Genomic DNA, 18,010 nt, shown 5'->3' with positions numbered 1-18,010 from the left:
ATTCATGTTCAGCCTATATATAGAAAAAATTCTCAAGCTCAAGAGGGCTTAGGGTGGAACTAAAATTCATGGACTTGTTGACGCACGTAATTAATTTCTTTTTTTTTAAGTTAATTAATGTTAACAAGCCACGTCTGCCTGTAATCATGTTAATACCAAAATATAATGTAAGAGAAGAAATGGACAGTGCTATGGTTAAATACAACAATTTTTGTTTCTTTCTAACCATGCCTCCATATGAAAAACATATGACATAAAAAGGCAAACAAAAAGCTAAGAACCTTGACGCGCTTTACATCTTGGCTTTACTTTATTTATAATATAAATCTTACGACCCCTTTTCACAACTTTACAATTTTTATCTCTGTCACGATGAGATTTTAACGACGATACCTTTTTCATATCTATAGTAAGAATTAAATCAGCTTAATATTATGATCACTTACAGAGAGTTAGTCAATTGATTAAATTTTATTAAAATATTGTATAATTGTTGCTGATACTTCTTCGATCGACCTTTGCGTAACATCAATAATTGGCCAGTTATTTTGCTTAAAGAACTCCTCTGCTTCTTTAATTTCCTTTTCTACTTTTTCAGAATCAGCATATATATTATTATCTTTGTTATTAATTGAAGTAAGTCTGTTTTTGCGTATTTCTACTAGTCTACTTGGGTTGATTGTTACTCCTATAGTCAGTTTATTTTTTAATTTTGCTAAGTCGACATAAAAGGGTACCTCACTAACAAAAGGAACATTCGCAACCTTGTAGCCTCTATAAGCTAAATACATACTAGTGGGAGATTTTGATGTGCGTGAAACTCCAACCAAAATTATATCTGCTTTATCGATTTGAATACCTTGTCCATCATCGTGATTGATGGTATAGTTTATTGCCTCAATACGCTGAAAATATTCGTTATTTATTTCAGTATATAGGTCAAGTTTTTCATCTTTTTCAATTTCAAGATAGGTCGAAATTTCTCTAATAATATGTGATAATATTGCTCTATAGGGAATTTTTAACTTGATACAATTATCTTTTAGATATTTTCTGAGTCCATCATCAGTAATAGTGCATATAACAAAGTTATGCTCATCACTTTTTCTCTCAATTTCCTCCAGAATTTTATCGATCTGCTCTTCTTCTTTTACAAAAGACCAAACATATTCGATTGTTTCTACGGAACGAAAGTGTTTCAGAGCTGATTTTGCAACTGATATAACAGTTTCACCACTTGAATCTGACACTAAGTGTAGGTTAAGCTTTTTAATGGTCATATGGCAAATAAGCAATCTGTTACTCAAATTATGCTAATTTGTTGAACTACGTAAATACAGAAAAACTATCCTGTTGATCAAACTCAAACTAATTGGTAAATTTTTAATACAATTATTCTCAAAACAAATGTTTTTATTAAAGCCTACAAATTTCTCCTATTTTTCCAAGAAAGCCCTACCTTGGCTTGGGGTTATTTGTCTTGCATCTTTTTTAATTGGAATATTCTTAGCATTATTCTTCTCTCCAGGAGATTATAAACAAGGAGAAATTGTACGAATTATGTATCTTCATGTGCCTTCTGCATGGCTTGCTCTTGGAATATACGGACTCATTGCATCACTTAGTTTCATCTCATTGGTGTGGAACAATAGTGTTGCTAGTGTCTTAGCACATGCCGCTGCTCCTGCAGGGACAGTCTTTTCGGCAATATGCTTAATCACAGGTAGCATCTGGGGAAAAGGGACATGGGGTACTTGGTGGGTATGGGATGCAAGGCTTACTTCAATGCTGATTTTGTTTTTTCTGTATGTTGGTTATCTTTCATTGTGGAGTGCTTTTGATAATCAAGCAAGAGCAGAGAAATCATCAGCAGTATTTGCCATTTTTAGTGCTATAAATATTCCCATAGTAAAATTTTCTGTGAATTTATGGTCTACTCTTCATCAGCCTGCAAGCATTTTGAGAAAAGGTGGAGTAGCAATAGAAGGTTCTTTACTGCTGCCACTCATTGCAATGTTTATATTTTGTGCCACATTTTTTTTAGTAGTGTGGATATTTAATGCCCTTCATTTAATTAATTTGCAGAAGATAAAGAGAGAAATCAGCATGCGGTATTAGGTATACAGTTCCAGAGTGTAATGTTGTGAACAGCGACGGAGATTAAAATGTAAAGCAATCATCCATTAGCAAGTTCCAGAACTAATTACGTACAAACCACACTTCAAGATTATAGTGATTAATCACGGAAAAGTAGAAGAATCATGACTCTCTAAGGTAGACTGTATGCAAAATTGGCAAAGATACGTTAGAAATTGGAAGAAAATTTCTATTGATTGGTATGCTAGATTTACAATGCGAGTTATTAAATTTTTAACTACTTTAGCTTATAATAGCTCCTAATACCAATTCCCGCTATACAAGCAACGAATAGACGATAATGGAAAAAAAGCCATACTGGAGTAAGTAAAACAGCGAGGTTTAGATGGCATTAAGATCAAAATTATTGGATGAAAAAGTGGTGGAATCAGCAAAAGAGATGCTGAAGAAAGTAAGAAATAATGCGTATGTTGCAAAAAAACTAAATGCTGTAATTGCAGCAAAAAAGCACAGTATAACAGCTGTAGCAAAAATATGTTGCATTTCGAGAAAGGCAATTACTACATGGATAAAGCACATAAAATTTGGAAGAGAAGAAAAATTATTTTCTCCACCTCAACGCCGTAGAAAAACTATATTGAACCAAAGTCAACTTGAACAAATTGAGGTGTGGATAGAGGAAAACCCCAATATTACTATTAGAGAAATGAGAATAAGAATCCAAGAAAGATTTGGTTTGAATATCAGCAAATCCACAATACATCGTAATATGCAAAGAATGAAATTCTCATATATCACACCAAGACCAGTTCATAGTGGACAGGATAAAAATAAGCAAGAGGAGTTTAAAAAAAAACCTCAATGAAACTATTGTCATGCATTCTGAAAAAGAGCTATTTTTCTTCGATGAATCACGGTTTGGTACACATTCAAAAGTTGGACATGGGTGGTTTAAAAAAGGCAGTAGGACACAGGTTAAGGTAAAATTAGGTAGGGAAAATTTTTATCTCTATAGTGCAGTTAATCCCAGAAATGGAGAGAATTTTAGCTTATTTGCACCAAACGTCAACACTGCTTGTATAAATATATTCCTTGAACAGATGTCGCAATATTTAGGAATACGAAAGGCTTTTCTCGTGATGGATTGCGCTAGTTGGCATAAGTCAAAAAGTTTAAAGATACCTAAAAATATCGAAATTATATACCTACCACCATACTCACCTGACCTCAATCCTGTTGAGAGGTTTTGGTTATATATAAAACAGAACATTTTGCGCAATAAAATCTACGATACAATTGTTCTGCTTGAGAGCGCTTTGTGTAAATTTATTACCTCTCTTTCCCCTTCCACGGTTAAACAACTCTGCAATGCTTCTTATTTGGTTCATTAATAATGAGAGTTGGTATAAGTTACCATGAAGTTTCTTGAAATGTGGTTTCTTTTACTCACATTAAATTTGTAGTTTTTTTATTTTAATACAATTTCAGTTTTGACTGTAGAGGAGGTTCCGATGTCAAAAAATACCTATAGTGATCAAGTTATACCAATTCCCGCTATACAAGCAACGAATAGACAATAATGGAAAAAAAGCCATACTGGAGTAAGTAAAATAGCGAGGTTTAGATGGCATTAAGATCAAAATTATTGGATGAAAAAGTGGTGGAATCAGCAAAAGAGATGCTGAAGAAAGTAAGAAATAATGCGTATGTTGCAAAAAAACTAAATGCTGTAATTGCAGCAAAAAAGCACAGTATAACAGCTGTAGCAAAAATATGTTGCATTTCGAGAAAGGCAATTACTACATGGATAAAGCACATAAAATTTGGAAGAGAAGAAAAATTATTTTCTCCACCTCAACGCCGTAGAAAAACTATATTGAACCAAAGTCAACTTGAACAAATTGAGGTGTGGATAGAGGAAAACCCCAATATTACTATTAGAGAAATGAGAATAAGAATCCAAGAAAGATTTGGTTTGAATATCAGCAAATCCACAATACATCGTAATATGCAAAGAATGAAATTCTCATATATCACACCAAGACCAGTTCATAGTGGACAGGATAAAAATAAGCAAGAGGAGTTTAAAAAAAAACCTCAATGAAACTATTGTCATGCATTCTGAAAAAGAGCTATTTTTCTTTGATGAATCACGGTTTGGTACACATTCAAAAGTTGGACATGGGTGGTTTAAAAAAGGCAGTAGGACACAGGTTAAGGTAAAATTAGGTAGGGAAAATTTTTATCTCTATAGTGCAGTTAATCCCAGAAATGGAGAGAATTTTAGCTTATTTGCACCAAACGTCAACACTGCTTGTATAAATATATTCCTTGAACAGATGTCGCAATATTTAGGAATACGAAAGGCTTTTCTCGTGATGGATTGCGCTAGTTGGCATAAGTCAAAAAGTTTAAAGATACCTAAAAATATCGAAATTATATACCTACCACCATACTCACCTGACCTCAATCCTGTTGAGAGGTTTTGGTTATATATAAAACAGAACATTTTGCGCAATAAAATCTACGATACAATTGTTCTGCTTGAGAGCGCTTTGTGTAAATTTATTACCTCTCTTTCCCCTTCCACGGTTAAACAACTCTGCAATGCTTCTTATTTGGTTCATTAATAATGAGAGTTGGTATAACTTATATACATTATCTCTTAGTTTATTCCTTTCTTGAGATCATGTACAGGTTCTTAGGAAATTTTCTTTTGCTTTTGCTTTTGTGATTTTAATGTTAAAGTATAATTCCTAGGTGCAATAAGTAGCTGCTGTTGTGTGATAAACACAGCAGAGGAAAGTCCGAGCTCCAAGAAAAGGTAGTGACGGGTAACGCCCGCCGGAGGTAACTCCAGTTATAGGGCTACAGAAAATTACCGCCTAAAATATTATTAGGCAAGGGTGAAAAGGTGTGGTAAGAGCACACCATAACAATGGCAACATTGGTAGTCAAGTAACCAACACTAGGAGCAAGATTAAATAGAAGTAGATTCTATGTTTTTCTCATATCTACTCGGGTAAATCGCATGAAGTAAATGGTAACATTTACTCCAGATAAATAGCTACATAAACAGAACTCGGCTTATATTTCACCTAGGCAATACATGAATGTCAGCCGTACTATGTAAATGTATCAAACATTTCACATATCCTGTACGCTCAATTTGACCACCTATATTCCTTTTACTTCTTGGCTTATCTCTTTTTTTATTTCCTTTTGAACTTAACAAAGCTTGAATTTTAACCGAGCTTTTCCTTTAACTCATCACCCTCTATCTCTAAAGCCTTATTTTCTTACCTATAACTTTTTAGCTTAGCTTCCAACTTTTCTATTTTTTGCTGCAAATCTTTGTAAAGTTCTAAAAAACTAACCATGTTACCTCACTTTTACGATTGGTTTTTATCTTATTTCATCTACCTATTTTGTTGCTTCAATGAATGGGTGAATAAAGCATTTCATGCGCTGTCCTTCACTTGTTCTGCTTGATAGTCACTACTGCTTTCGCTTATATTAGCACTAAAGTATTCTTCATCGTCAACATACTCTTTTAGAACATATCCTCTACCCCAAACGGTTTCTATGTGGCTTATTCCATCATTTGCACTTTCAAGTTTTTTACGTAATTTACACATAAAAACATCAACTATTTTGTTATCTGAAGGTTCGTCCAAGCCATTGTAAAGATGGTTTAAAAACATTTCTTTTGTCAACACCGCTCCTTTACGCAATGCCAGCAATTCTATCATGGAATACTCTTTGTTAGTAAGGTGAACTGTTTTGCCTTTTACCTCAACAATCCTGTGATCAAAATTGATACTCATATTACCAATCTTTATCACTGATTCGGGATGACCTTTAGTACGTCGGACTATGGCCTTAATTCGAGCTAATAATTCGCTCTTATGAAATGGCTTGGTTAAGTAATCATCGGCACCATACCCAAGTCCTTTAGCTTTATGGTTGGCAGCGGAGATACACGAAAGTATTAAAACAGGAACTTTGATTTTTGCACTTCTTAATCTTAACAGTATATCATATCCATCAATATCACCAGGTAGGTGTATATCTAGAATAACTAGATCGTAATAGTCTCCACCCGAAGAAACCATATTATTGTTATAATCTTGTGCAGAAGTAACAACATCGCAAAAATGTCCATCAGAAGTTAAGGCATTAACTACAGTCCTTGCACTTACTTGATCATCTTCAATTAATAATATACGCATATTTTACACCCCATAAATAATTTATAATTTTAGTAATATATATAACCAAGGAAAGTAACAAATCAAATTTTTATTAATGAATAATAGAAATTACACTTATTAATTAATAGTTAATGTGTCGTTCCAAAATTATACAAATAGATCTAAAATACAATAGATATACTATAATAATACTATTTTTAGTAAATATTGAATAGAAGCTATTTTTATTAAAAGAATACTTATACCAACTCTCATTATTAATGAACCAAATAAGAAGCATTGCAGAGTTGTTTAACCGTGGAAGGGGAAAGAGAGGTAATAAATTTACACAAAGCGCTCTCAAGCAGAACAATTGTATCGTAGATTTTATTGCGCAAAATGTTCTGTTTTATATATAACCAAAACCTCTCAACAGGATTGAGGTCAGGTGAGTATGGTGGTAGGTATATAATTTCGATATTTTTAGGTATCTTTAAACTTTTTGACTTATGCCAACTAGCGCAATCCATCACGAGAAAAGCCTTTCGTATTCCTAAATATTGCGACATCTGTTCAAGGAATATATTTATACAAGCAGTGTTGACGTTTGGTGCAAATAAGCTAAAATTCTCTCCATTTCTGGGATTAACTGCACTATAGAGATAAAAATTTTCCCTACCTAATTTTACCTTAACCTGTGTCCTACTGCCTTTTTTAAACCACCCATGTCCAACTTTTGAATGTGTACCAAACCGTGATTCATCGAAGAAAAATAGCTCTTTTTCAGAATGCATGACAATAGTTTCATTGAGGTTTTTTTTTAAACTCCTCTTGCTTATTTTTATCCTGTCCACTATGAACTGGTCTTGGTGTGATATATGAGAATTTCATTCTTTGCATATTACGATGTATTGTGGATTTGCTGATATTCAAACCAAATCTTTCTTGGATTCTTATTCTCATTTCTCTAATAGTAATATTGGGGTTTTCCTCTATCCACACCTCAATTTGTTCAAGTTGACTTTGGTTCAATATAGTTTTTCTACGGCGTTGAGGTGGAGAAAATAATTTTTCTTCTCTTCCAAATTTTATGTGCTTTATCCATGTAGTAATTGCCTTTCTCGAAATGCAACATATTTTTGCTACAGCTGTTATACTGTGCTTTTTTGCTGCAATTACAGCATTTAGTTTTTTTGCAACATACGCATTATTTCTTACTTTCTTCAGCATCTCTTTTGCTGATTCCACCACTTTTTCATCCAATAATTTTGATCTTAATGCCATCTAAACCTCGCTATTTTACTTACTCCAGTATGGCTTTTTTTCCATTATTGTCTATTCGTTGCTTGTATAGCGGGAATTGGTATTAGGTTAATAGATATTTAAACTATTTTATACTTCTATGTTATATTTTTAATTTACTTATTCTACAGTTTTAAATTATAAGTAATACTTTCAGGAATATTGAGTGATAATATCAGTTTTAGGTGCTGGCGCATGGGGTACAGCAATTGCGATTTCATTAAGTAGTAAGAAAAATGTAATTTTGTGGACTCGCAATAAGGCCATATTTGAATCAATTAAAGAGAAAAGAGAAAGTGACAAGCTACCTGATTGTCCAATTTCTGATAATGTATCAGTAAAATTAGCTATTGAAGATGCAGTTAATGCTTCAGTAATAATTCTAGCTATTCCCACTCAGTCTCTAAGGGAGATATGTCATCAATTGAATGATTGTAACCTAAAAAAAAATGTAGCAATAATTTTGGCTTGTAAAGGAATAGAAAAATCTACATTAAAATTACCTAGTGAAATAGTCAATGAAGTTTTACCTAATAATCCTCTTGCTGTTTTTTCTGGTCCTAGCTTTGCTATAGAAGTTGCAAGAAAATTACCATATTCGATGGTTCTTGCATGTCAAAATGAAGTATTAGGTTCAAAATTAGTATCAGAGTTACAGCAAGAAAATATTAAATTGTACCTTAGTAGCGATGTTATAGGAATACAGGTTTGTGCAGCGTTAAAGAATGTTTTTGCTATAGCATGTGGGGTTGTTCTAGGTAGGTTTGGGTTTAATGCTCATGCAGCATTAATTACGAAAAGTATGAGTGAAATTAAGGCTTTATACTCAGCAAAAGTTGGTGACGGTAATGTAGATATAAATACACTACTTGGACCAGCATGCTTAGGCGATTTGGTTGTGACATGCACATCATTAAATTCAAGAAATTTATCTTTTGGATCTAAAGTAGCTAATAGTAATGGTTCTAGTGCTCAACAGATTTTATCAGAAGGTAAGTCGGTAATTGAAGGTTTTAACACTGCTAAGTCTGCATTTGATTTAGCAGAAAAGCTAAAGATAAAAATGCCCATATGTGAAGCAATCTATAGATTGCTATATGAAAATACTTCTATAGAAGATACTATTTCTGTTCTTGTAAATTAGTTTTATATTTCGGTATATTGTGAAATTTTTATATAAATTAATATCAACATGGTGGCTATCTGGCACGGTAAAAAACATGCCAGGTACTATAGGCAGCTTGGCTGCTTACCCAATTGTTCCTATATTACTCAATGACAGAATTTTAGGTACAGCAATTATTTTTTTTTTATTCTTGGTTGGATTATGGTCTACAGGCAATTATATACAACATTACAAAGCTTCGCATGATCCAAAAGAGGTAGTAATTGATGAAGTAGTTGGTCAATTGCTGACAGTACTTCTAGTTTCAATATTATTAGAACAAGAAATGAATAGCTCTGTATTGTTAGTGTGCTTTTTCTCCTTTAGGTTTTTTGATATAATAAAGCTGTGGCCTATAAATTTGATTGATAAAAGTACAAAAGGTCCTTTAGGTATTATGCTAGATGATGTTGTAGCTGCAATTTTAGCCTTTATTTTTATAGGAGCCTTTTATTGTTTATTGTTGATTTATGCAGAATAAAAAAATTTATTACTCAAGCTTAATTATTCAAAACCTAAAGGATTATATACTTTATGCAACGAACTTGTCCAAATGGGAAATACATGATAGATTTGATAATATTATATTTACAGTAAATGGTACCAGGGAGTCGTTATTTAATTTTGTGTTTTGTGAAGATCAATGTACTGAGCTTTCGATATGCAGAACTCTAGATTATCTCAAAGCACGAAATATAGAAGCAACATGGATAATAAGTCCACGTATAAAAATAGGGGGTATTTTAGAAAAATGCGAAATAAAACACGTTAGCACACCAAAAAAAGTTTTACTCAATATAAAAGATTATTTTTTGCCTGATGATGCTGTTCCAAATTTGAAGTTCAATGTTGTAAATAGTAGTGAGCTCTTAGAGCAATTAGATTTACACACTTCTAAAATTTTTTATCACAGAATTAGTATTGTTAGCACATTTTTTCGCCAATTATCGAATTATGATGATAAGAGCTCAAGGTTAAGATTTTTTCTTGTAATGCTAAATAACGAAATTGTTGGAACATGCGGTCTTTATGTTCAAGACCGCATAGCTGGTTTTTATAGCGATGGAGTTTTACCAATTTACAGGGATCGTGGAATAGGAACTCAAATGGTTCTAGAAAGAATAAAGATAGCTAGGCAATTTGAATGCAAATACATAGTAGCACATTGCATGAAACCTTCTGTAAACCTTTATAAGAGATTAGGCTTTAGGGTATTGGGCAATCTCCACTTATATACCTCTTCAGTACAACCTCTTTGCTGAGCGGTTACAAATTTTTATATTTGTTTTTAGAATGCTATGTTTTTTTTGTATGAAATAATTTTATTGCTAATTCTAGTATTCTTCTTTTTCTCGTATTCTAAATTAAAAATTAGTAATAAAATTAAGGACTTACAACATCAAAATGTTATCATAAATAATTTAATAGATACTGTGAATGATGGATTTTATATTTGGGACGCAAAAAAACGTATAGAAAAATTTTCTCCCAATTTACTAATTTTGCTTAATACTGTTTTTTATTCATTTAATGAGTTTGTAAATTTTTTTGAGCAATCAGAAAGCTTAATTAAAAGTTTTGCTGAGGCAAAGGAAATAAATAAATCTTTTACTCTAGATTTAAAGTCAAAAGACAGTGAGGTTTATTGCACATGTTATGGTAGAAGCATAATAGATTATTCTAATAATGTGATTGGTGTGTTGTTATGGATAAGGAATATCTCAGATTATAGGATAAAAGCTAATGAACTTGAGTTAGAAAATAGTAAGCTTATGCGAGAAGTGGAGAACTATAAAAAAATTTTTGACTCTTTACCATTTCCAATACTGAAGCATAATAAGAATAAAAAAGTAAGGTTTTATAACTTATTTTATGATAAATATATAGGCAGCTCTAAAAAATTCACTGTTGCGAGCGGCTCATATAGCGTAAAACCAGGAGAGTGTGTAGTAACTTACAAGAACGAACCCAAGGTTTTTAATTTTGTTGAAGTTCCAATACAAAATTCTAATAGCATAGTAATGTATGGAAAAGATATTAGTAATGAAAAAAAATTACACACTGAGCTAAGCAATTGTTTAGCTGCACAAGAAAGTTTACTTGAGAAGCTATCGATTGCTGTAGCGATATATAGTAAGAATCAAAAGCTAAAATTTTATAATAATGCTTTTATAAAAACTTTTCAGTTTGATCCAAAATTTTTGGAGTCTTATCCAACTTATCACGAGATTATGCTTCACCTATTTGAATCTAAAAAGCTTTTAGGAAAAAATGATTTTCAAACTATTAATAATCAAAGACATGAGTTGTTCAAAAGATTACTGGAATCATATGGTGAAACAATACATTTCATGAACGGAAGAACGTTTAGAGTATTAACAATACCCTATGCTTCAGAGGGTCTACTATTTTCTTACGAAGAGTGCCAGAAATAACACTCAAATTCCTCCTCTCTCTACCATAAGCTGTTTTACTTTCGCTATCGCTTTTGCTGGGTTAAGACCTTTCGGGCAGGTTTTTGTACAATTCATTATTGTATGACAACGATACAACTTAAATGGGTCGTTTAAAGAAGCAAGTCTTTCTTCTTTCTTATTATCACGACTGTCAGCAATCCATCTATAAGCTTGCAGTAATATCGCTGGCCCTAAAAATTTATCACCATTCCACCAATAGCTTGGGCAACCAGTCGAACAGCAAGCACATAGTATACAATCAGACAGACCATCCAATTTTTTTCTATCTTCAGGAGATTGAAAGTATTCTTTATTTTGTAAGGCAGATTTATCTGTTTGTAACCAAGGTTTAATCGATTTGTATTGCTCATAAAATTGGCTTAGATCTGGAACTAGATCCTTTACTATATACATATGAGGTAGTGGATATATTTTTACTTCACCTTTTATATCATGTATAGATTTAGTGCATGCGAGAGTGTTGGTACCATCAATATTCATTGCACAAGATCCGCATATTCCTTCTCTGCAAGAGCGTCTAAAAGTTAAGGTTGAATCTATTTCATCCTTTATTTTTATTAATGCATCAAGTACCATAGGGCCACAATTATCCATATCGATAAAAAATGTGTCTATTCTTGGATTTTTATCATCATCAGCAGACCAACGATAAATTTGAAATCTTCTAATATTTTTTGCTCCAGTAGGAGTAGGATAAACCTTGCCCTTTTTATTAACTTTAGAATTTTTTGGTAAAGAAAACTGAACCATATTGCTTACCTTTTACAGCTAAAACCCCTTTTTTGTAAATAACATATTTTGGTATTATCTACCATACTTTTCCTTTTCAAATTCAAGCAAAGCTAAAATCTTGCTCTCTAAACTTTTCATTATAATTTCTTCATCTTCTTTTTGATGATCATAGCCAAGTAAATGCAGCAATCCATGAACTAACATGTGTGCAGTGTGAGTGAGGATAGATATACAGTACTCATGAGACTCTCTTTCTATTGTATCTACTGCAATTGCTATGTCTCCTAGATCACATTCACTAGATAACTGTTCGCATGGAAATGATAGTACATTAGTTGGCTTATCTATTTCTCTAAACTTAAGATTAAGTTGATGTAGCAAGTTATCATCAGCGAGAGCTATTGATATATTTGGTTTATAATGATCTATTTTTAATTCTTTTAGAGAAGCATTAATAATATTTAATACAAAACTCTGTGGGTCCTTCGTAATACTATGCCACCTCTTATCAAGAATATTTACTTCTAACATGAATAAAGCACCAGAAAGGACATTATCCCATCACTTGACATTGGAACCCAAAAAAGAAGAATTATAGACCATCGTATCATACACACAACTATACGAATATTGTACACTAGAAGTATGTCATCCCAGTGCTCCGACACTGGGATCCAGGAATTCTGATTAGACATTAGGTGAGTGAATATAAAAGCTATATTAAAACACAACATTTTTAATGTGGTTGCATTACAGCTGGATTCCAGTGTCAAGCACTGCTTTGTGTTTGATGCAAAATCGGCTACTTCGAAACAAACACTCATACAGCTGTATGTTGTGTGCTGAGGTAATATTGTTTGGCAACAGGTATTACACATCACTCATCCTTATTATTTCATTCCACTCAGTCTCTAAAACCGGAGAAACTGATAAACGTGATTGTTTTAATATAACCATATTTTTCAAAAGTGGGTTTTGTTTTATACTGTTTAACGTCACTTGGTTACTTAAAGGTTTCAAAAGTTTTACATTCACTAATCCAAACTTGGAATTATAAACATGATAATACTCCTTTAATACTTCAACTATTCCAAGTATAACTCTCTCTTTACCTGTATGATAAAAAAATGCAAGATCGCCTAATTTCATAGCTCTCATGTAATTTTGAGCTTGATAATTGCATACACCATTCCACTGCGTCACCCGCTCCTTTCCCATTTTTTGCCACGAGTATTCACTTGGTTCTGACTTGAGTAGCCAAAATTGCATTATTTTTTTCTTCTTAAATAAGCTGGTATATCATAAACATTGCTGCCCCACTTAACACCTTCGTTTGTTTGCTCAGTTGAAGCATATTCTTTCGTTTCTGATACAGGAATTTGATTATAAGGCCATTTAAATTTTTCTTCCTCTTGATTCTTGCTTTGATCGATAGATGCTTCTGGCTTGTCATTACGACCATCAATGCCAGTTGCAAGAACAGAAACTCTAACTCTTCCCTCCATCGCCTGATCAAAAGTGGCACCAAATATTATATTTGCATTTTCGTCTACTTCTTCACGCACTCTATTGGCTGCAGCATCAACTTCAAATAGAGTCATATCTCCACCACCAGTAATATTAATCAATATTCCTTGTGCACCTTTCATTGATACATTATCAAGTAATGGATTAGATATCGCAGCCTCTGCAGCACTAATTGCCCTATCTTCTCCTTCTGCCTCTCCAGTACCAATCATTGCTTTACCCATCTCACTCATTACTGTTTCTATATCAGCAAAATCAAGATTAATCAGTCCTGGCATGATCATCAAATCAGTTACTCCTCTTATGCCAATATGTAGAACATTATCGGCGAGCTGAAATGCGTCAGCAAATGTAGTTTTCTCATTAGCAATTCTAAATAAATTTTGATTGGGAATGACAATAAGTGTATCTACGTATTTTTGCAACTCTTCAAGTCCAAGTTCTGCAATGCGCATACGTCGCATGCCTTCAAAACCGAACGGCTTAGTTACAACTCCAACAGTCAGTATCTTTTTTTCTTTTGCTCCTTTATCTTTAACTACCGCTCTTGCTTCTCTGGCTGCCTTTGCAATTACCGGTGCAGCACCTGTTCCAGTACCACCACCCATCCCTGCTGTGATAAAGAGCATATGGCTATCTTTTATATGCTCCATGATTTCATCAATTGATTCTTCTGCTGCACCTTTACCAACATCAGGCAAAGCACCAGCACCAAGGCCCTTAGTTAAGTTGATACCAAGTTGAATTTTTTTATCACATAATGACTTCTCTAACGCTTGAGCATCGGTATTTGCTACAACAAAATTTACCCCTTGCAAATTGGATTGGATCATGTTATTTACAGCATTTCCGCCAGCACCACCCACTCCCACAACGGTAATCCTTGGGTGCAATATGGGTAATTCTGGCAAACTAAGGTCAATTGACATTTAAATTACTCAAATATTAGTGAATTCACTTGATAACAAGTTACTGCTTTTTTAACAATATGCAAACATTTTTCATTTTGACATATGCAAATAGTAAACAAGATTTACTTATTTTTAACACTAATAGATGTAATGATTATAGATTTTTCAATAACACTACTTAAGGTGCAAAAAGAAACTGTAAAAAAGGGATAGAAGCCTATCCCTTTGTTTTGTTAAAATTACTTATTTACTTTTTTTGTGCTTTTACCAATCCAACTACTTCCGCAACTACATACAATACTGATGATGGATCTTTACCATTAGCAAGTGTTAGCTTACCATGATCAACTTTAGGCTCATTATCTTCTTTTTTTTCACAAGCATCAGATACTGCTTCTTTGATTTTTACAACTTGATTTTCCATACATTTGATTTGAGTTGCCTTATCATTGTTTTCACATACAAGCACAGGTGCAGTTATTAAAGCTGCTACTGCAGCAAGAACTACCAAACTAGCAATGAGTGGATGAGCAACTGCAAACGCAGACATTGCAGTAATAGCAGGACTAACAAGTGTTGCAGCTTTTGTTCCAACTGTACCAACAGAAGTTGCATAAGCTGGGCTTAAGAGATAAGCAGCTGTAAGCGAGGCTACTGCTATAACTGCTAAAGAAATACCAATTGTCTTGCCTTTATGTTCTTTTACGAGATCCCAACCTTGCATAGACACTTCTTTAACCGCTAGCCAAACCTTCTCTTTATATTTCTCTATTGTTGCTTCAGTTCTCGGCATAATTCTACTCCAAAAATATTAAAATTTTACTAATGGTAGTATATGGCAAAAAAAAGTTTTCTGTCAAGTAAATTAATTTATTTATACATTCTTATTCTGTAATTCAGCGCTTCTGAGATATGTGCTCTTTTTATTTCCTCACTTTTCGCAAGATCTGCAATGGTTCTTGCGACTCTTAATACACGTGTATAGCCTCGATTGGAAATGTAATTTTCTTTCAGTACGTATTTTAGCAATTCTAACCCTTCCTGATCTGGTTCAGTGAATTTATTTAATGCTTCACCACTGACTTCTGCATTGCAACGAATATTAAATTTACTATAACGCTCAGTTTGAATTTTTCTCGCTGATATCACTCTTTCTCTTATCGTCTTATACCAATTCCCGCTATACAAGCAACGAATAGACAATAATGGAAAAAAAGCCATACTGGAGTAAGTAAAATAGCGAGGTTTAGATGGCATTAAGATCAAAATTATTGGATGAAAAAGTGGTGGAATCAGCAAAAGAGATGCTGAAGAAAGTAAGAAATAATGCGTATGTTGCAAAAAAACTAAATGCTGTAATTGCAGCAAAAAAGCACAGTATAACAGCTGTAGCAAAAATATGTTGCATTTCGAGAAAGGCAATTACTACATGGATAAAGCACATAAAATTTGGAAGAGAAGAAAAATTATTTTCTCCACCTCAACGCCGTAGAAAAACTATATTGAACCAAAGTCAACTTGAACAAATTGAGGTGTGGATAGAGGAAAACCCCAATATTACTATTAGAGAAATGAGAATAAGAATCCAAGAAAGATTTGGTTTGAATATCAGCAAATCCACAATACATCGTAATATGCAAAGAATGAAATTCTCATATATCACACCAAGACCAGTTCATAGTGGACAGGATAAAAATAAGCAAGAGGAGTTTAAAAAAAAACCTCAATGAAACTATTGTCATGCATTCTGAAAAAGAGCTATTTTTCTTCGATGAATCACGGTTTGGTACACATTCAAAAGTTGGACATGGGTGGTTTAAAAAAGGCAGTAGGACACAGGTTAAGGTAAAATTAGGTAGGGAAAATTTTTATCTCTATAGTGCAGTTAATCCCAGAAATGGAGAGAATTTTAGCTTATTTGCACCAAACGTCAACACTGCTTGTATAAATATATTCCTTGAACAGATGTCGCAATATTTAGGAATACGAAAGGCTTTTCTCGTGATGGATTGCGCTAGTTGGCATAAGTCAAAAAGTTTAAAGATACCTAAAAATATCGAAATTATATACCTACCACCATACTCACCTGACCTCAATCCTGTTGAGAGGTTTTGGTTATATATAAAACAGAACATTTTGCGCAATAAAATCTACGATACAATTGTTCTGCTTGAGAGCGCTTTGTGTAAATTTATTACCTCTCTTTCCCCTTCCACGGTTAAACAACTCTGCAATGCTTCTTATTTGGTTCATTAATAATGAGAGTTGGTATAAGGTGGCAAATTATTTAAATTGTATAAAAGCCATATCAGACTTGATAAGCTAAAAGGAAAGCCATGCAGAGTATTATGTGAACTATATGCTAAATTGTGCGCAATTCTTATATTTCACAGCATAGTTGGTTGCACAGAAGTGAAAAAGAATACAGAACTTAGCTTAACAAAGGCATTTATTGAGCTAAAAAGGCGGGTTAGAGAGTTATTTTTAGCACTAAAGAATAAAGTTAATAGTTTGAAAGTTTTTCTTAAAAAGCTTACCATAACTTGGTCTCGATTTTCATTAAAAGACAAGTACAGAAAAACTAGAGTATCTACCTTAACTTCCCTGAATGAATTTACTTACAATCTCTTAACTTGACGCGTATGGTTTATTTAACATTCCCTGCTAGACTAAAATCTTTGACTATGATGACATTCTACGTTAACTACTTCAAAAGTTTCTTCAACTCTAGATTGTTTATCAATATGTTGATTAATAAAATTACCTCTGACTAGAATATCCTTTATTGGCCAATTTGTTTCTGTTGGAGTACCTGATAGCACAGCTGCACATTGTGCTTTTGCTGATGTTAGAGAAAGAGATATAGTGTTATTTGAATTAAGAGAGAAACTTACATGATTTTTACAATCTTTTAGATCTATATTTACTGGAAAATCTGGTATTTTTGACTGTATATTTACTCTTATTGGATTCATCCAACCGAACTTTTCAGTAAGTATGCTTGCCTCTTTTGGAACTTGTAATGGGATTATAATGTCATTGCTGATTCCATTTTCCTTCTTGAGAAAAAAGTTCATTGTATGCTCCTTTTTTACTGTGTTTCTCAAAATACTTAGGAAAATACATATTAAGGTATTCAGAGTTTAGCTCTATACGATTTTTCTGGTTATCCTCTAAAGTAAATGTATATTTACCACCATTTTGCTTAAGCTCGCACAATTTAAATTTACTAAAGTCAGAGTCTGGCAATGGATTTTCAATTTCAAAAGCAAGTGTAAGAGTATGCATTGTATGATCAAATTCATTTTTTTCTTGTAGACCATCTTGTAGACTATAGTACTTATTTTTTTCATATTCCTTTTTTTCTCTATTAGCATTAACTTCCTGTTCATCAAAACTTTCAACAGCATAAAAAAATTCTTCTTCATCTAGCTCTTCTCCTGTTAGAGCATCCTCAAACACATCTTGCTCATCCTCCAAATCAATCTCATTACCTTTCGTTTCTATTTTATTCTCTATACTTATTTTTTTGTATGGCCATTTCCATTGCTAGCGGTTGTTTGATGATGTGTATCGTTAGTTTGAAAAAAGCTCTTTACTTTTGAT

Annotated in this window: 20 protein-coding genes, 1 other RNA gene and 1 pseudogene; 10 read left to right on the top strand and 12 right to left on the bottom strand. The window is 33.0% G+C overall.

The window, feature by feature from the left end:
• Positions 1-273: 273 nt before the first annotated feature.
• Complete coding sequence (locus ABWU62_RS03505) at positions 274-402, bottom strand: ribosomal protein bL36 (protein ID WP_353287542.1); 129 nt, start codon at positions 400-402, stop codon at positions 274-276.
• A gap of 62 nt (positions 403-464) precedes the next feature.
• Positions 465-1,280: a pyruvate, water dikinase regulatory protein gene (locus ABWU62_RS03500; protein WP_353288154.1), complete on the bottom strand. Its 816-nt coding sequence runs from the start codon at positions 1,278-1,280 to the stop codon at positions 465-467.
• A gap of 127 nt (positions 1,281-1,407) precedes the next feature.
• Here ABWU62_RS03500 and ccmC point away from each other — a divergent pair, with 127 nt between their 5' ends.
• From ccmC to rnpB, 4 genes are all read left to right on the top strand, one after another.
• Positions 1,408-2,118, top strand: a complete 711-nt coding sequence (ccmC, locus tag ABWU62_RS03495; protein WP_353287541.1) for a heme ABC transporter permease CcmC — start codon at positions 1,408-1,410, stop codon at positions 2,116-2,118.
• Between the two features lie 364 nt (positions 2,119-2,482).
• A protein-coding gene (locus ABWU62_RS03490) for an IS630 family transposase (protein WP_353287090.1) occupies positions 2,483-3,488 on the top strand; the annotation gives its coding sequence in 2 pieces (ribosomal slippage) (positions 2,483-2,944 and positions 2,946-3,488; 1,005 coding nt in all).
• A gap of 233 nt (positions 3,489-3,721) precedes the next feature.
• Positions 3,722-4,727 (top strand): IS630 family transposase gene (locus tag ABWU62_RS03485; RefSeq protein WP_353287090.1). Its coding sequence is split into 2 segments (ribosomal slippage): positions 3,722-4,183 and positions 4,185-4,727, totalling 1,005 coding nucleotides; the frame shifts between segments, so codons are not numbered across the junction.
• A 126-nt stretch (positions 4,728-4,853) separates the two neighbouring features.
• An RNA gene (rnpB, locus tag ABWU62_RS03480) (RNase P RNA component class A) lies at positions 4,854-5,203 on the top strand.
• A gap of 355 nt (positions 5,204-5,558) precedes the next feature.
• Here the strand turns inward: rnpB and ABWU62_RS03475 are convergent.
• Together ABWU62_RS03475 and ABWU62_RS03470 are read right to left on the bottom strand one after the other, a co-directional pair.
• The gene (locus ABWU62_RS03475) at positions 5,559-6,329 is read right to left on the bottom strand and encodes a response regulator transcription factor (protein ID WP_353287540.1); all 771 of its coding nucleotides are present in this window, start codon (positions 6,327-6,329) and stop codon (positions 5,559-5,561) included.
• Positions 6,330-6,568: 239 nt separating this feature from the next.
• Positions 6,569-7,574, bottom strand: a protein-coding gene (locus tag ABWU62_RS03470) for an IS630 family transposase (protein WP_353287090.1) whose coding sequence is annotated in 2 segments (ribosomal slippage) — positions 6,569-7,111 and positions 7,113-7,574 — 1,005 coding nt in all. Because the reading frame shifts where the segments join, the coding sequence is not laid out codon by codon here.
• 184 nt (positions 7,575-7,758) lie between these two features.
• Here ABWU62_RS03470 and ABWU62_RS03465 point away from each other — a divergent pair.
• Genes ABWU62_RS03465 through ABWU62_RS03450 form a run of 4 tightly spaced genes read left to right on the top strand, consistent with a single transcriptional unit; the run spans position 7,759 to position 11,192 of the window.
• The gene (locus ABWU62_RS03465) at positions 7,759-8,736 is read left to right on the top strand and encodes an NAD(P)H-dependent glycerol-3-phosphate dehydrogenase (RefSeq protein ID WP_353287539.1); all 978 of its coding nucleotides are present in this window, start codon (positions 7,759-7,761) and stop codon (positions 8,734-8,736) included.
• Between the two features lie 19 nt (positions 8,737-8,755).
• On the top strand, positions 8,756-9,238 hold the full coding sequence (locus ABWU62_RS03460; protein WP_353287538.1) for a phosphatidylglycerophosphatase A: 483 nt from the start codon (positions 8,756-8,758) through the stop codon (positions 9,236-9,238).
• Positions 9,228-10,019, top strand: coding sequence for a GNAT family N-acetyltransferase (locus ABWU62_RS03455; protein ID WP_353287537.1), 792 nt, complete (start codon positions 9,228-9,230; stop codon positions 10,017-10,019). The genes ABWU62_RS03460 and ABWU62_RS03455 overlap by 11 nt, the downstream gene beginning before the upstream one ends.
• A 36-nt stretch (positions 10,020-10,055) precedes the next feature.
• Positions 10,056-11,192, top strand: coding sequence for a hypothetical protein (locus ABWU62_RS03450; protein ID WP_353287536.1), 1,137 nt, complete (start codon positions 10,056-10,058; stop codon positions 11,190-11,192).
• A gap of 3 nt (positions 11,193-11,195) precedes the next feature.
• Here the strand turns inward: ABWU62_RS03450 and ABWU62_RS03445 are convergent, their stop codons facing one another.
• From ABWU62_RS03445 to ABWU62_RS03415, 6 genes are all read right to left on the bottom strand, one after another.
• Positions 11,196-11,984, bottom strand: a complete 789-nt coding sequence (locus ABWU62_RS03445) for a succinate dehydrogenase iron-sulfur subunit (RefSeq protein ID WP_006014752.1) — start codon at positions 11,982-11,984, stop codon at positions 11,196-11,198.
• A gap of 54 nt (positions 11,985-12,038) precedes the next feature.
• The gene (ybeY, locus tag ABWU62_RS03440) at positions 12,039-12,497 is read right to left on the bottom strand and encodes an rRNA maturation RNase YbeY (RefSeq protein ID WP_015587883.1); all 459 of its coding nucleotides are present in this window, start codon (positions 12,495-12,497) and stop codon (positions 12,039-12,041) included.
• Between the two features lie 339 nt (positions 12,498-12,836).
• Positions 12,837-13,235 (bottom strand): EVE domain-containing protein, encoded by a 399-nt coding sequence (locus ABWU62_RS03430; protein ID WP_353287535.1) that lies wholly within the window; start codon positions 13,233-13,235, stop codon positions 12,837-12,839.
• Positions 13,235-14,422 carry a cell division protein FtsZ gene (gene ftsZ / locus ABWU62_RS03425; protein WP_353287534.1) on the bottom strand — a complete coding sequence of 396 codons (1,188 nt, stop codon included), beginning with the start codon at positions 14,420-14,422 and terminating at the stop codon, positions 13,235-13,237. Before ftsZ ends, ABWU62_RS03430 begins: the two co-directional genes overlap by 1 nt.
• Positions 14,423-14,651: 229 nt before the next feature.
• On the bottom strand, positions 14,652-15,197 hold the full coding sequence (locus ABWU62_RS03420) for a hypothetical protein (protein WP_353287533.1): 546 nt from the start codon (positions 15,195-15,197) through the stop codon (positions 14,652-14,654).
• A 77-nt stretch (positions 15,198-15,274) separates the two neighbouring features.
• Positions 15,275-15,661 carry a hypothetical protein gene (locus ABWU62_RS03415; RefSeq protein ID WP_353287532.1) on the bottom strand — a complete coding sequence of 129 codons (387 nt, stop codon included), beginning with the start codon at positions 15,659-15,661 and terminating at the stop codon, positions 15,275-15,277.
• On the opposite strand from ABWU62_RS03415, the gene ABWU62_RS03410 reads away from it, so the two are divergent.
• Both ABWU62_RS03410 and ABWU62_RS03405 read left to right on the top strand, forming a co-directional pair.
• Positions 15,655-16,660 (top strand): IS630 family transposase gene (locus tag ABWU62_RS03410; protein WP_353287090.1). Its coding sequence is split into 2 segments (ribosomal slippage): positions 15,655-16,116 and positions 16,118-16,660, totalling 1,005 coding nucleotides; the frame shifts between segments, so codons are not numbered across the junction. The genes ABWU62_RS03415 and ABWU62_RS03410 overlap by 7 nt on opposite strands.
• A gap of 27 nt (positions 16,661-16,687) precedes the next feature.
• A pseudogene (locus ABWU62_RS03405) lies at positions 16,688-17,041 on the top strand (IS4 family transposase); the annotation flags it as partial.
• A 32-nt stretch (positions 17,042-17,073) separates the two neighbouring features.
• Here ABWU62_RS03405 and ABWU62_RS03400 read toward each other — a convergent pair.
• A complete protein-coding gene (locus ABWU62_RS03400; protein WP_353287531.1) occupies positions 17,074-17,481 on the bottom strand; it encodes a hypothetical protein in 408 nt (135 codons plus the stop codon).
• Entirely contained in the window at positions 17,441-17,884 is a 444-nt protein-coding gene (locus ABWU62_RS03395) for a hypothetical protein (protein ID WP_353287530.1), read from the bottom strand. The genes ABWU62_RS03400 and ABWU62_RS03395 overlap by 41 nt, the downstream gene beginning before the upstream one ends.
• Between the last annotated feature and the right edge of the window lie 126 nt (positions 17,885-18,010).

The organism is Wolbachia endosymbiont (group B) of Gerris lacustris (genome assembly GCF_964028355.1).
In the GTDB taxonomy this organism is placed as follows: domain Bacteria; phylum Pseudomonadota; class Alphaproteobacteria; order Rickettsiales; family Anaplasmataceae; genus Wolbachia.
The sequence above is the reverse complement of the archived record's forward strand: the minus strand, read 5'-3'. Positions and strand labels throughout refer to the sequence as shown.